General features: G+C 45.3%; 14 protein-coding genes. 8 read left to right on the top strand and 6 right to left on the bottom strand.

The window, feature by feature from the left end:
• Nucleotides 1–139: 139 nt before the first annotated feature.
• Complete coding sequence (locus tag AU074_RS35025; protein ID WP_371916672.1) at nt 140–358, bottom strand: CGNR zinc finger domain-containing protein; 219 nt, start codon at nt 356–358, stop codon at nt 140–142.
• A gap of 420 nt (nt 359–778) precedes the next feature.
• On the opposite strand from AU074_RS35025, the gene AU074_RS29335 reads away from it, so the two are divergent.
• From AU074_RS29335 to AU074_RS29325, 4 genes are all read left to right on the top strand, one after another.
• A complete protein-coding gene (locus tag AU074_RS29335) occupies nt 779–1,993 on the top strand; it encodes an MFS transporter (protein ID WP_076017670.1) in 1,215 nt (404 codons plus the stop codon).
• Entirely contained in the window at nt 1,953–2,150 is a 198-nt protein-coding gene (locus tag AU074_RS33885; protein ID WP_143503732.1) for a hypothetical protein, read from the top strand. Before AU074_RS29335 ends, AU074_RS33885 begins: the two co-directional genes overlap by 41 nt.
• Before the next feature lie 92 nt (nt 2,151–2,242).
• Nucleotides 2,243–2,554: a hypothetical protein gene (locus AU074_RS29330; protein ID WP_143503731.1), complete on the top strand. Its 312-nt coding sequence runs from the start codon at nt 2,243–2,245 to the stop codon at nt 2,552–2,554.
• 32 nt (nt 2,555–2,586) lie between these two features.
• Nucleotides 2,587–3,273, top strand: a complete 687-nt coding sequence (locus AU074_RS29325; RefSeq protein WP_143503730.1) for a hypothetical protein — start codon at nt 2,587–2,589, stop codon at nt 3,271–3,273.
• A gap of 485 nt (nt 3,274–3,758) precedes the next feature.
• Here AU074_RS29325 and AU074_RS35020 read toward each other — a convergent pair whose 3' ends face one another.
• The 5 genes from AU074_RS35020 to AU074_RS29300 all read right to left on the bottom strand — a co-directional run bounded on the left by AU074_RS35020 (nt 3,759) and on the right by AU074_RS29300 (nt 9,338).
• Nucleotides 3,759–4,064, bottom strand: a complete 306-nt coding sequence (locus AU074_RS35020) for a DUF2845 domain-containing protein (protein WP_371916671.1) — start codon at nt 4,062–4,064, stop codon at nt 3,759–3,761.
• A 51-nt stretch (nt 4,065–4,115) separates the two neighbouring features.
• A complete protein-coding gene (locus tag AU074_RS29315) occupies nt 4,116–5,255 on the bottom strand; it encodes a hypothetical protein (RefSeq protein ID WP_076017666.1) in 1,140 nt (379 codons plus the stop codon).
• A 379-nt stretch (nt 5,256–5,634) separates the two neighbouring features.
• Complete coding sequence (locus AU074_RS29310; RefSeq protein ID WP_076017665.1) at nt 5,635–7,980, bottom strand: hypothetical protein; 2,346 nt, start codon at nt 7,978–7,980, stop codon at nt 5,635–5,637.
• Nucleotides 7,981–8,000: 20 nt separating this feature from the next.
• Nucleotides 8,001–8,732, bottom strand: coding sequence for a hypothetical protein (locus AU074_RS29305; protein WP_143503729.1), 732 nt, complete (start codon nt 8,730–8,732; stop codon nt 8,001–8,003).
• A 114-nt stretch (nt 8,733–8,846) separates the two neighbouring features.
• The gene (locus AU074_RS29300) at nt 8,847–9,338 is read right to left on the bottom strand and encodes a hypothetical protein (protein ID WP_076017663.1); all 492 of its coding nucleotides are present in this window, start codon (nt 9,336–9,338) and stop codon (nt 8,847–8,849) included.
• Between the two features lie 479 nt (nt 9,339–9,817).
• Between AU074_RS29300 and AU074_RS29295 the strand changes: the two genes are divergently transcribed.
• From AU074_RS29295 to AU074_RS33875, 4 genes are all read left to right on the top strand, one after another.
• Nucleotides 9,818–10,477, top strand: coding sequence for a hypothetical protein (locus tag AU074_RS29295; protein WP_076017662.1), 660 nt, complete (start codon nt 9,818–9,820; stop codon nt 10,475–10,477).
• A gap of 27 nt (nt 10,478–10,504) precedes the next feature.
• A complete protein-coding gene (locus tag AU074_RS29290; protein WP_076017661.1) occupies nt 10,505–11,767 on the top strand; it encodes a hypothetical protein in 1,263 nt (420 codons plus the stop codon).
• A gap of 196 nt (nt 11,768–11,963) precedes the next feature.
• Nucleotides 11,964–12,935 (top strand): hypothetical protein, encoded by a 972-nt coding sequence (locus AU074_RS33880; RefSeq protein WP_143503728.1) that lies wholly within the window; start codon nt 11,964–11,966, stop codon nt 12,933–12,935.
• 108 nt (nt 12,936–13,043) lie between these two features.
• On the top strand, nt 13,044–13,313 hold the full coding sequence (locus AU074_RS33875; protein ID WP_143503727.1) for a hypothetical protein: 270 nt from the start codon (nt 13,044–13,046) through the stop codon (nt 13,311–13,313).
• Nucleotides 13,314–13,338 lie beyond the last annotated feature (25 nt).

Here is a 13,338-nt window from a genome sequence, read left to right as displayed (position 1 = left end):
CCAAGTACGGTATTTGCATTGCCACTAACCACTCAGTTGATTCGTACTGACGGTCCGGCTGCTTTCGACTGGACCAGCGCTTACCACAATGACGACCGACTAAAAATGGTCAGAAATAGTCTCCGCGCCTAACGTTTGGTCAGCGAACCTTGCGTACCTCACGCTCTCGGAAAGCACGGACCTTGGCTATCGTTCCGCAGGCGCGCCCTTGTGGCCCCCCTTTAGACATGCCGCACCAACGCTTACTGGCGCTGCGTGTGTGATCGTAAAATGCCCACTGGCAATCGCCACAAGTTTTTAGCCGCGACCATTGAGCGCAGTTGATGGCATTCGCGACGATGGCGAGGATGTACGCCACGTAAGTGTTTTGCGACGGTTTCAGTTGGGTAGCCGTGCCGCCATCGGTGGACCTCACAAGGGCAATCAGAGGTGTCTGCTCAAACCATGGGTTTAGTGCATCGCGGTCTTCGCTATGGCCTGCACAGGTCCTACGAAGGTCTGTGCGCAGTGCCAGAAGTGTCTCAAGGCTATCTCCGGATTGGAGGGGGCACACTGATACTTCGCGTTCCCACGCAATTGGATCGGAAACCAATGGCGGCAATAGGTCTGTTTCGATGCGGGTTTGGTTGGGTATGGACCATGTATTGATGAAGCGTCTGACCTCTTCGAGCTTACCGGGGGCTGCTTGGTTATGGATCTGCACAGTGTAACCCTTGATTGCAATCGCTAAGGATCTGAGTAACCATCAAACTATCATTGATGGTTACGGAGCCGCAACATGCTCAATCCCCCGATTGCCTCATCACAAGCATTGCCCGCCGCCATTCGCAGGTTGTTGGTGATGCAGGGGATGATGAACACCTCGCACTTCATGACCATTCCATTGCTGGCCATCTATATGTCTGCACAGCTCCAATTCGGCGCTGCTGCTCTGGCTGCGGTGATGTCGGCGAACCTAATATGCGCGCAGTTTCTTCCGCTATTGACGGGGGTCATTGCTGATCGTTTAGGCTCGCATGGGCTCGTTACAGTTGGGCTCGGTCTGCGCGGCATAGGATTTCTAGGCTTTTGCATCTTCGACTCCGTAGTCGGGTGGGTAGGCTCCGCGATGCTGGCAGGAACCGGTGTCGCGTGCTACGAAGGCGGGGTATACGCTGTGTTTGGCAAGCAGCCCAAGGGACTACTCTCTCGGGTTTTTGCGGCCAATAACCAGATGCTGAATATTGGTGCGGCAGCGGGGCCTATCATCGGTGGCCTTGCGGGAATGCTGGATATTCGCTGGGCTTTTGCGATAAGTGCGGCGTTGTTCATAGGACTAGCGTCCGTTTCAGCGTTAACCAAACCTGCATCCACCATTTCGTTTGAATCTCAACCGATCTTGAAGGCATTGAAGGCTGCAGGTAGTCATCGAGGCTTATGGAGATTGATGCTGGCCGCTCTACCGTGGTTTTTTCTATTTCCACAGCTGTATGTCGCTTTTCCCGTTTACGCCGCAAAGATGGCGGGGCCTCACGCAGCGTCAGCGTTGTATGTGATTAACGGGGTAGTCGGGCTAATCTTCCTAACTGCTCTCAAGCGACAATTGGTGGAATCAAGACCGGTATCGCTAGTGATGGGTGCCTATCTGGCCGCCGCTGTTGCGTTCGCAAGCGTGTCGATGCTGCCAGGAATTATTTGGTTTCTGATGTTTATGGTCGTCTATACGATGATCGAGACGATCCTGCTTCCTGCATTTGAGACAATGACTGCATCGCTAGCCCCAGAAGGGAGTCAGGGCGCTTGCTTCGGCGTATTGAACGCGGCGGGAGCGCTGGGAGGCAGTGCGGGGTACTACGTGGGAAGCTGGCTGGTGTTAAATCGAAGTCCTGCTGAGACATGGTTGTCTTTCGGGGCAATAGGCCTGCTTGGATTAATACTTTCTTTATTTCTACTGCGGTCGCACGGCGTGTTGGATGCTCGAACAAGTCTTGCTGAAAGTCGAGATGGGATCTAAGTCAGGGTTTCAACGTAACGCTCCGGTTTTTAGCTTTAAGAACGAATTCATCGTGCAAAACAGATTTGCTGATTTTGAGAACTCCTACGCCAAGCGTGTGATGGACGTTTTTGCTGAGCCAGCGCTGGTCGAGAAGAACCAGATAGGCCAAAAATGAAAATGTGATAAATGATTCGCTTTAACGGCGAATTTTGCATTCTTCGTTTGGTATAATTTATTTCATAACCAAATAATTTACCCATGATAAAAATGACATTCAAGTCTGACTCAGACTACGAACAACGCTTTGTACCAATCCTTAATATACTTACCGAAATCGCTACTGAATACGGCTACCAATGCGATGGCGATTTCTGGAAGGATTGTGCAGGTGAAGTGGTGATGATGCTGGAAGGATTCAACGTAAAGGTTTGGGGTGGAGTCAGTAGATTGATGATTATCGATCTTGGAGTTAAATTACGTAAACTGAAAAATAGACAGATTCAGATTTTCTACGGTGGTGAAATCATTACTCCTAAGCAAATAAAATCGTTGATTGAAACAGAAATTGTAGCCTCCTAACGGGGAGGCTTTTTGGTACCTGTGATAGCTCTATGCCAGATTCATTGTCTCCTGTACCCTTGCGCAATTCGTCACTGCATACAGGGAAAGACGCTTTGAAACCTACTCATCCGATTCAACGAATTTTGGCGCAAGGTCACTTTGACGGTCTGTGCCTGATTTACTCGTTGTTCAATGCTTACAAGGCACTCAGAAGCCCAAGCGAAAAAGCATCAGATTTTGTGTTCAGGAACATGAATTTTTGGAGGAGGGTGATTGGCAATACCCCTTCTCTTCACAATTTCGTGCTGGGCGAAGGTAGCGATTTTGGCAAGCTGAGACACGTGACAGATGCAAAGGTGAAGCAAGTGTTTGTCTCTACCAGCTTTGAGGTCATGACTGATGGTTCAGGTGTGTCACCAGTGGTGATTCCATCTGACATCCAGTCGCTCGCTACGTTGAATTTCGCTGAGTCTGTTGCGATTCTCTGTGTTAAGGAAAAGGCTGAATTCGAAGAAGGCGGGATGGGAGATCATTGGGTAGCAATTGTCGGTCGTGATGACAAGGCTGGTACGTACCTTGTTGCCTGCTCCTACACGAATCACCAGTACGGCTTTCATGAGAGACAGGATGATAAGACCGGGCGGTTTTTTAACACGACCATCCCAGTGTCTGGCATCACCAAAAACACTGTCTACCCGGACAACATCAACGTGGTTAGTTTCGTCCCACGACCATAAAAAAGCCCCGGTAATGGGGCTGTGGAAAATTGCATTCCACTTGACCACCCGTTTGCAATGACAATGACCAGTCTCTTGCATTCGACCTGACTAGACGTTTGCGTCGGATTTGACCCGCACACTTCGTGTCCTTGACCGCCTGCGGTCGAACCAAGGCAACCACCACTTTAGGAATATCACATGGATGCAATCGGCATGTTCCCCGCATTGTCAGGGAAAAGGAGGTGGGAGAGCAGACTGCCACTATACTCTATATGACATATTCCTAGATGGTCTAGGGCAAGTTGAGGCGCTAATGCCTAACAAACCGCACAAATTAATACCTTTGTCTCGGGATATCTTCGCGCTCAGCTCCGAATCTTAAGAGGGTATGTCCATGGCTGTTTGATTGGGGAAGAATAATTAAGAGTAAAAGTGCAGCGTAAAAAAGATAAGGCCTACCATCTAATAAAAACTAGAGTGATAGGCTCCTAACAGTTAGCGGTCTAATCCCATTTCAATAGATTCCCGGAGGGCTCGTTGCGTCGAGTATCTACTCTTATCAATTTGTCGTTGATAAAAAGCATGTACTGATAGGCTCCACCGTTCGGACCGTAAACTAAAACATCTGTTTTCTGCGCCCCTTTTCGTGGCACTCCATTATTTCGCATTACAGGCCCATCACTATCCTGTGCGACAGGTTGGCCACAAGTTTGGAGAACATTTTCAAGCGTGTCACCTGAATTAACCAGCCTTGTTCCGCAGCGAGTAGTCGCACTCGCTTCATTTAGGATAGAACATATCAAAAGCATTGCTGCTAATGGCTTGACAAACATATAGACCTTCTTGAAAGACGTTGAGTATCATCCCGCCGCACTTAGAATTTTAAGGTAGTTATCAATAGAGTAGCTACCATCCCCGACAGATGTCACGGTGATTATGGTTGTCGCAGCGGCAACCTCAATTCCACGCACCACTACGTTACCATTCGCATCTGTATCAGAAAGCTGACCGCCATTGTATGCGACAATCAAATTGGTATTGCTTGAGTTCTGAATGATAGGTAGCAAGTAACTTAGGGGTGGGTACTGGGCTGTATTGACAGTGATTGTGGTTAGCATATCGGATGCTGCTACCGCCTGCTGAAGCTTGTCTCCGTTGACAGGATCGACTCCCAGTTGTCGGCCATTGAACTCTAGCGACAGCCTTTTTCCGGATGTAAGTTGTCTAACCTGTGTAAGTTCGGCGGTAGTGAATGTATGGGCCGAAGCTATCGAGACGTCAGTGTTTACCCCAGCGACGCCTAGCACTGCAAGGATGCCAGTGGGGTTAAGATCTAGTACGTCAAGTGCAAGTGATGCCTTCCTGATACCTACTGAGCTCAAAACTTGAGAAAGGGTTGAAACTGACAAAGAACCCCCGTTGGTAATCGATAATTCAAGATTGATAGCCGTGAGCTTAGTCACACAATCGATAATCGCTGCTGGGGTTGATAGTTTTCCGTCAAGGGTAATGGTGTATGGCTTAGTGCCGATAGCCGCTATTACATCGTTCACCCCTTCGGCCGTCAGTGCATTAAGTCCAACAACTGTGCACGACGTGCTAGGATCCGTAAACATATTAATTATAGCAACCGCACTAGCGGAGCTAGCCGTAGCGCAATCTATAGAAATAGACCTTTCTTTCCCAGCCAACAAGGCGGCAACCTGTGGAAGCGTGGAAAGCGGCAGACTGTTAATGGAACTAATGTCAGCCGTGGTGGCAGGGCCAACCGCAGCACTTAGCAATGCGATTAGCTGAGCCGTGTTCGCGGTTAGACCAGAAAATTGAAGCGAAAGTTTCTTCGGGCCGGCTGACATCAACAAGTTCTGGAGTTCAGCCTGAGGGAGCGCCTCGGGCATAGTTAAAGATGTATTCGTATTAGTGCCAGCTGCGGAAAAAATAGACGAGAAGTTATTGAATGATATTGTACTGCCAACACGCATCATGTTTAGTTCTTTCATTTCCTACCTCCAAGCTATGAGTTATCAGACTAGTCCTTCATCTATGTGAATGCAAATGCTTTGGGTTCATTGGTCAGTGGCCCACCTTAATGGCTTGTGTCCAATGTCTAATGCCTCACGATTCTTATTGAATTTGTATTTGTCCCTCGCTCCCGGAAGACACGATTCCAAGTGGTTAATTACTAACGATTAATCAAGTTCACGCTGCAGGAAACTGACAAAAAGGGATTAACGCCTTAAACCTTATCGAAAATAAGTTCACGGGCTTGCTTGAAGCTTGTACCTTGTACACTGCGACTTAAGGGAGTAAAGGAAACGTAGTGTGTTAGTCAAATCCGATGCCAATGCCCGGTCAAATCATGCAATTACGCAGCTTGTCTCATATCTTGTTTTTGCCAAGTGGCTTGGCTCCATCCGAAGGTGGTATGACCTTCTCAGGCTCAGTCTTCGTGGTGGTTGTCGCATGTTCCTTGGCAGGCTCGGTCCTGAGCGGCTTGAAGTCAGGGTTGATGACTGATTCAGGCTCACTGATGACATCCGTGACAGGGCTTGTTCTGATGTGAAGGTTAGTCGTTGTCGTCGAAGGCGATAGAGGCTGTGATGGCTTCTGAGGTTCTTTAAGCATTGGTTCCCCATCTGTATCGATACCTAGCAGGCGCAAGATTCTTCTCAACTCGACAGGGTTCACCTCTTCCGCGCTAGCGAAGTGTTCAATGACCTTTGTTTTTTCCTCCTTGGTAATGGTGATCTTGTCGATGTGAGCAAAGTCGTCAGGCACAAAGCCTTTGTGCAAGCCGTACATCAATCCATAGAATTTTGGGCGTTCATCCACGTCCACATCGAGCTTGCGGTTCGTGCGTAGGTAAAGAAGGTTCTGCTTTTCGCGGGTGGTAGCGTTCGGATTTCTGAGCTTCACATGAGCATTGATCTTCACTTTGTTGGCTTCAATCAGCTTGTCACGCTCGGCATCGAGCATGGCTTGCGCTTCTGCTTTCAGTTCTGCCGATGGTATGTAGTTCGTGATTTTCACGTTATGCAGAACGGACTGGATGTACATCATGCGTTGGATTTTAGCGTTGCTGACTCCCTTGAATTCCATCTCGCAAAATCCCTGCGCGACGATTGCCTGAATCGCTGCCTTGGCTGACGACATATTTTCTTGATAGACCTTCACCGTACCGTCTGGATCAATGTCGAGCTGCCTGCCGTTGTTCCACTTGCTGTTGAGTGAGTCGCCGGAAGCGATTCCACTGGTTAGGGTCTGCTTGTAGGCACCAGCGTTGTTCAAGCGGCTGATGAAATTCTGAAGCGTCTCTTGTTGCAGGAATCTGAATTTGGGGATGATCTTCCTATCCTTGTGGATGTACTCCTTCGTTCCCTTGGCACGTTGGACCTCGCGGCTGATGTTGATGAGAGTCTGAACCTCATCGTGCATTGCTTGGCTTTCTTCTGGTGTAGCAATGAGGTTTTCAGGGTTCTTCACTCCTGCTTTCAAAGCAGGGAAGGTGATGTTGTCTCTCGTTGAATAGAAGGACCAGCTACCCACATATTTCCTGCCATTTGAGTCCTTTTTGTAGACTGGTGTAAGCAACACGCCAAGATGTTGGTATAGGATTTTGTTGAGTTCCTTCACGTTCGTTACGGTTGTTGAGTTCGTCAACTGCACGGCATTGGAAATGATTTTGGACACGTCACGACTGATTTTCAGATCCAGCTTGAAGCGCTGGTAGGTCTGGAAATTTTCAAGTACACGCTTGTCATACGCAGGAAGATTTGCGAACGAACGGAATTCTTCGCCAGCGTCTTTGTGAAAGATCTGTATGTCCTGAAATTTCGATCCTGACTTTGCTTTCGTATAGCGAAACTCAAAGCCAGCCGCTTCCAATTCTTCTGAAATTTTTGGGTGTGAGTAGTGTTCCCCAAGGTGTGCGGTCAGGATCGAATGAAGCTTGTTGTAGACCTCGGCATGATCTCCAGCGGCTACCTTCGTGACCTTATCAACCTCAACCTGCAGCCTCTGGTTCAGGCGCTTGTCATGCTCCATACGAAGAAGGGTAGGGTGTTTCTTTTCCAGTTCGTATTTCACATCGTCAAACATTTTTATCAAGCCGTGGTCCTGCTTGCCACGATAAAACTCGAAATATTGACCATCGATGGTGTAGCTGCTCATCATGATATGGATGTGAGGGTTGCCATCCTTCAAGTGAGGAACCATGTCGTAATAGAAATTGATGTCGGCGCTTGCAGACATTTTCTGTAAGACAGATTGGCCCATGAGGATCAGGAATTTGGCTTGCTCTTCATCCGTTTTACAGTGGGATAATTCTTCTGGCTTGCATGAAATGATGAAGCGAAAAGCATCCATCTGCTTACCCTTGGATCTCGGGCGGTTATTGTTTCCATCAGCGGCGTGGTTGTGAAAAAACTCAGAACGACCTACTGAGAATTCTTTTCGGTAGACAATGATTTCCTCTGGTGACATCAACCTTTCAGCTTGAGAAGGGTGTGGCGTGTCGGAAGGAATATTGGTGACTGCCCACTGGCGACCGTAGTGAACGTCTTGTCCGGTCTTCTTGGAAATCTTAGGCTCAATCAGGTACTCAGAATGTTTCTGCAGGTTTTTCTTGCCTCGAATTTCTGGCGAACCTTTGCTGGTCTTCGCTGGTTGTGCATCTGTCAGTTTGGTGGATTGGGTGGTCTCCTTGTTCGTAATGTCGATGATCATTTATGTCTCGGTTATTATAATTATTTCAATCCGCGAATCTTTTTAACGAGCGCTATCGCTTCGTTTTTTCTTTGTGAAATGGCCTTGTATAAATCAAAGACAGGTGATTTATTTTCCTTAATGGCAAGGTGAGCTGCACCAATATTTTTGTTCAGTCTTTGATAGATCTGCAAGGCTTCAATAATTTGTGGGTCATTAATTGGCGCGCCTTCCTTCTTCACTTCGGTAGTCTTCATTAGCTGTCTAAGCGCCGGTTTTATCTCTGACCCATCCTCTCTCAATTTTTGCTCAGTCTCTAAATTTGTAACGAAGGTCACTCTATCTTTCAGTAATTCCGTATCGTTACTTGAACCAAAATCCCTCATGGCTTTTATGAGAGGACCATCATTGACATCGTTAAGAGTTTTCTTTTCGAGAATTTTATTAACTTCCTTTCCTAGCTCGACCCTAACTTTAAAAAAATCATCGCATAGAGCTTCTAGGCTATACGTCTTTCCTTTATGTTCGAAAGATTTTCCCTCTGATAAATCTCTGAGTTGGGACATATTCGAATTGGTTTGATTGAATTTCCTTTCCAAATCTCTCATGTCTGATTTGTCTGCGCCGTTGATTTTTAGATACTCATTTGCATAAATACTCATAATCATTTCGCTCACGCCTTGCTTCCTTTCAAGCATGGAGAATCTTTCCAGCGGTTCAAGAGTTGACGCCTCGATTTGAAATCCGTCCTTGCCCACTCTTTCAGTTTTCACTTTCTTCACGTACCCCGAAAGGTACGCGATGTCAGTGAGCTGTCTTCTGAATTCAGACGTACAGCGAATGTTGAATTGGACTTTGTTGTTTGACTTAATCATTACTTACCCCCCTTATTCGAACGAGGTAAATTTCTTTTTAACGTCAGTGATGAAGTCTTGGAAATTATCCGTGTTGGTGATTTGCAATAGGTAAACGATGCCTTTCTCAACGTCAGAGATTTTAGTTTTTGTGATGGTCTCGATGTTGATTGCGTACATGCCTTTGCTATCGTTTATCACTTCTTCTTTGAGACGATTGATTTGTCTCATGAGAGATGCGTTAGCGGTGGTTTTGGTTTTTATCGAAACGGAATTTTCATGAATAGTTTTTTTCAAGGTCTCACGTTCAGCTTTTGCTTTCTCAACCTCGACAGGAGACCCATCGAGAATAACTGTCGCAAGACGGTCAATTTTTGACTGGTCATTTAATATCTTTGTTTCTTGGTTTGAAATGGTTTTGCTAACGGCGTCGTACTCACTTTGTTTTTTTAATACGAGCTTTTCTTTATCGCCAAGAATTCTTTCTTGTGTCGAATTTGCTGGTTTTGAATTTATGTCAGTCATTTTAATGAATGGTTGTTGGTGATTTTATTATAGCATTATGAGTAATTCAGATTTCTGATTAGCCAAAATACGCTGAATTTTGATTGTGATTTTATGCCGTGAATGCCTTTAAAATAAAGACTTTAACAAGCGGAGCACGTAGCCTTAGTAATTAACGTGCGCGCACTGTTAATACTCCGTCCTTGCTTGCTTTAAATTTTTTAAAAAATAGCCTTTGAAAACGCTAACAGTGCAGCCAGATTTGGTTCTTCGACCCCCTGACAGTGCAGCGCTTTTTCGTTTTTCGCACCCCTAACAGTGCAGAGGAATGTCCCTCCCAAAAAGCTTAACAGTGCAGAGGTTTTTGTTCCTTGGGTCTGACGCTTGCTGTAAAAATGGATCAATGCTTTTCGATTTTTCTAATTTGTAATTATTTCGGTTATGAGGAAATCTGATATACCCATAATGCTATAATTAGGAAACAAACAAACACATTTATCATGAGCAATTACAAATTACCGAACGAACCTGAGCAGGAATCCGAAGCGTCCAAAAAAATAATGAAGGATCTTGAAGAGCATTGGAAAATAGAAGATGAGAAATCACCAATCGAGGAAATTCCTCTGAGCAAGAAATTAATTTGCCATAATTTTGTAAATGGTCTTCCCATTAATGTGCTTCGTCATTTGATCCTACCTTCGGCTTTGGGCTTTCTCCTGTACAGGAATCTTCTTGCACTCCTCGGTGATCCCTCGGTAGCCGTGATCCTGCTGGCTGTGATTTCTTCGCTCTTTTTTTCATCCGTCGCTGTGTACGCTTCCTTTAATTTTCTAAAAGCACAAATTGCTTTTAAAGTCAGTAGCAGAGAATTCAAATTAAGAATTACGCACATGACGCTTCAATCAGTTTTGTTTAATCACTCCGAAGCTGGCACGCCATATTTTCTAAAACGCCAGTGGTTCATCATCGATCTGTTGATGGGGCTGGTCGTCCCTACGGGTGTCTTCATGCTCGTCTTCATGCTGATGTCCATAGGTGGTGTGTTCGCTACCAAGATCGTCTACGTCATCCTTCCACTCATCATCGTCATGGGCTTCTTGAATGAGCCGGTGAACAACATGAGAGACAGAGCAGGGGAGGTGGTGAAGCGTCTTGGGTGATACCTAGGAATCGGAGGAAGCCAGATCATGTGTCTGGTTTTTTTGCGCCTGGGGATTTCTTGGCCGTCTCGATCTCTAGGTTCTTGGAAGCGCTATGTTGACGTGTGGGTTGTGTCGCTGGTTGAGCCTGCTGGTAGGATGCCGGTCACAGAATTCAGACTGAGACGTGAACCCGTGAGCTACGACAACAAGGATGACAAGCTGCAGTGGATTTGGATCTTGATGGGCTTCGTCATCTTGATTGTTGGGTGTGTGCTGTTCAAATTGTACGGTCACTACCTCGGACCTATCTCAAACGACCACGCTGCATGGAGTAGCTTCGGATCTCTGTTGAGTGGCTTCTTCACACTGACTGGTTCGGTCGCCACGATTGCCACACTTCTGTTCCTTTCAAAGCAGAACAAGGACCAGCAGAAGGTCACAGCCGCTCAACTCTCTGCCATGACGTTTGAGCAGTACATCAACCATCGTCGCCTCTTCATGGATCGTCTAGCAGAGCTTCAAGCAACCCTTGGGCAGACCTTTGTGTTCGATGATGGCGATAAGCTGTACAGCAAAATCTTTCCGAACAATAGGCCTACCAATCTTGAGTTCACTGCTGTCCCTGACAGTGATGAGGCTTCTGAAAATCTCCTTGGTCGAATGCACGCACACCTGACAAGCCTTGATGAAATGCTTTGGAAGCCACAGTGGAAGGAGGAGGATAGTCATGACCTAGCCAATCTCTTGATAAGAGTTTACGACGATCTTCACATCAAGTGGATTGGCGAAGCCTTCGATGGTGATATTCAGTTCTTCGGAAAAAACACAGGCATCAATATTTACTCTGTTGATGAATTCACTCATCGTGCAAAATCTATTTTCAACTCATTGCTTTTCTATACTGGAAATTCTCAGTTCGAAGGTTTCAATAAAGGTAACTCTCGATTCGCTCGTGAAGCTCTGATGAATCTGTTCAATGGTAATCACAGATTGAGGGAAGCCTTCAAGGTGGTGAAGATAATTCCCTGTCTTGAAATAATGGAGCGGTTATTTTTTATCACCGATGACATTCGTGGCCCTGACCATAACTGGATTATGCAGCACACTTTCAGAACTCTTGAGTCGGCTTTCGCCAGCCGTGAGGATGTGATGACGCTACGTGATGGTTTGTATGTGAAGGAATTTTCAAAATTTGGTTTGGAAACAGCTCTCAACGCGATCCGCAATGCCGATGAGGGTGATAGTTATGTTGAATTTCTAAAACTGTGTGCTACTGAACTTGACACTCTGCATTCGAACTATCGTTAGAGTATGCTCCCATTCTTTATATGAAAGCAATCTTTGTTGGCTTTTATTCTGACTACGATAAATTATTGCTAACTACATTTTGAAAACCTATTGACGAATATATTGACAGCGCTGAACGATTGAAATTGATTTTGCTTAACGTACAAATTGAGAAATACTGTGTGATATAATACAGGTATAATAAACTACATTTAAAATGAAAATAACAAAAACTGCTTTAAGTATTATTTCCATCGCAATCTCTTCATCTGCATTCGCTGCACCCTCTCCTGATGGTCAACCGTCGTATGACATAGTTGCAAACGCGGCTGGTCAAAATATTTATGAAGGTGCAAGGGGTGAAAGCGCAAGACAAGCTTTAAGGTCAGTAGATGAAGCATTTTATGCTGGAATACAAAAATCAATCAATGATTATGAGGCCAGCAAAGTTCTTGCGAATCAATTGGCAATTACTGAGCCACCCGCAAATATTATATTTGGTACAAAGGGTGATCCTGTATTAATCTCTGAAGTAATGAATCACCTTATCGAAAGAAACAATGCGGAAAGCTTGAAGTCTTCTTTAGTATTTGCCTTGTCTGAAAAAGCAAAGCAGGGTTTTCTAGGAGCTAGGTCGGCTGACTTGGATATATCCACATATTCGAACGCGAAAGAATCGACTGCAAGAGCCTTGAATGGCACTCTGTTTTTCAAAGATCCAAAAATCAGCTTTTCAGAGCATTTGTTCGGCGTAGATTTATCCACAGCAAATAATGAGTTCTCAAAACTGTATAATTATGCGGGTAGTCTTCAAGACAGAGAAGGTTCTGCTGCAATGGTTGGGAATATGTATGGAAAGCTTGTGCTTGGTGAAATTTCATTGAGTGAACTACATAATGTCTTTTCCGCATTAAGCCAGAAAGAAGCTTATGACGCATCAGTAAGAAAAAATATTATTGCTAGGGTATCATTATCTAATAAGGTAAAACTTGAGGATAATTTAAACCTAGGCGAATCAACTATAGGAACATCTGATTTCAAAACAAAAGAAAACGCTGATGCAATTTCTGAATTTAACGCCTTGCAAGAATTAGCATTGAAGCAATCTGATCCTCAGGTGAAGACTTTGATAAAGCAAGCGGCTGATTTGAAAATGGAAACCTATCGTGTGGCTGCAGCAAAAAACTAAAATGTACTATAATAAGTGACCGGCTCCTGTGCCGGTTTTTTATTTCCTTAACGTGCTGGTTTAGAAAATGATAATGGTATAATCTGAGAATAACAAACTACATCTAATATGAAAATTACCAAATTAGCCTCATGCCTTATCTTCTCAATGTTTTCCATTTCATCTATACAAGCCTACGCTACTGAAAACAATGCGCAATCGTCTGATTCCAATGCTCCTGTGGATCAATCTGTGCTGGTTGAAGAGAAAGGTGTCTACGATGGTTTAAGACACGCAATCAGCGGCAAGATAGCAAGCCACGTCGTTTCCGAAAATGCTGAGACTGGCGTGACGGTTTATGCCGTACCTGACACTGCGCCAATCCAGATAAATCTGTAAAACGAAACGTAAATTGGCCGACAAT

Origin of the sequence: Pseudomonas sp. ATCC PTA-122608 (assembly GCF_001952855.1) — a bacterium.
Taxonomy (GTDB): Bacteria; Pseudomonadota; Gammaproteobacteria; order Pseudomonadales; family Pseudomonadaceae; genus Aquipseudomonas.
Note: the sequence above shows the minus strand (reverse complement) of the source record. Positions and strands in the feature narration are given on the sequence as shown.

Coding starts and splice junctions, on each gene's coding strand:
- AU074_RS29335 (WP_076017670.1), top strand. CDS start 779: ATGCTCAATCCCCCGATTGCCTCATCACAAGCATTGCCCGCCGCCATT.
- AU074_RS33885 (WP_143503732.1), top strand. CDS start 1,953: ATGCTCGAACAAGTCTTGCTGAAAGTCGAGATGGGATCTAAGTCAGGG.
- AU074_RS29330 (WP_143503731.1), top strand. CDS start 2,243: ATGACATTCAAGTCTGACTCAGACTACGAACAACGCTTTGTACCAATC.
- AU074_RS29325 (WP_143503730.1), top strand. CDS start 2,587: ATGCCAGATTCATTGTCTCCTGTACCCTTGCGCAATTCGTCACTGCAT.
- AU074_RS35020 (WP_371916671.1), bottom strand. CDS start 4,064: ATGCTTTTGATATGTTCTATCCTAAATGAAGCGAGTGCGACTACTCGC.
- AU074_RS29315 (WP_076017666.1), bottom strand. CDS start 5,255: ATGAAAGAACTAAACATGATGCGTGTTGGCAGTACAATATCATTCAAT.
- AU074_RS29310 (WP_076017665.1), bottom strand. CDS start 7,980: ATGATCATCGACATTACGAACAAGGAGACCACCCAATCCACCAAACTG.
- AU074_RS29300 (WP_076017663.1), bottom strand. CDS start 9,338: ATGACTGACATAAATTCAAAACCAGCAAATTCGACACAAGAAAGAATT.
- AU074_RS29295 (WP_076017662.1), top strand. CDS start 9,818: ATGAGCAATTACAAATTACCGAACGAACCTGAGCAGGAATCCGAAGCG.
- AU074_RS29290 (WP_076017661.1), top strand. CDS start 10,505: ATGTGTCTGGTTTTTTTGCGCCTGGGGATTTCTTGGCCGTCTCGATCT.
- AU074_RS33880 (WP_143503728.1), top strand. CDS start 11,964: ATGAAAATAACAAAAACTGCTTTAAGTATTATTTCCATCGCAATCTCT.
- AU074_RS33875 (WP_143503727.1), top strand. CDS start 13,044: ATGAAAATTACCAAATTAGCCTCATGCCTTATCTTCTCAATGTTTTCC.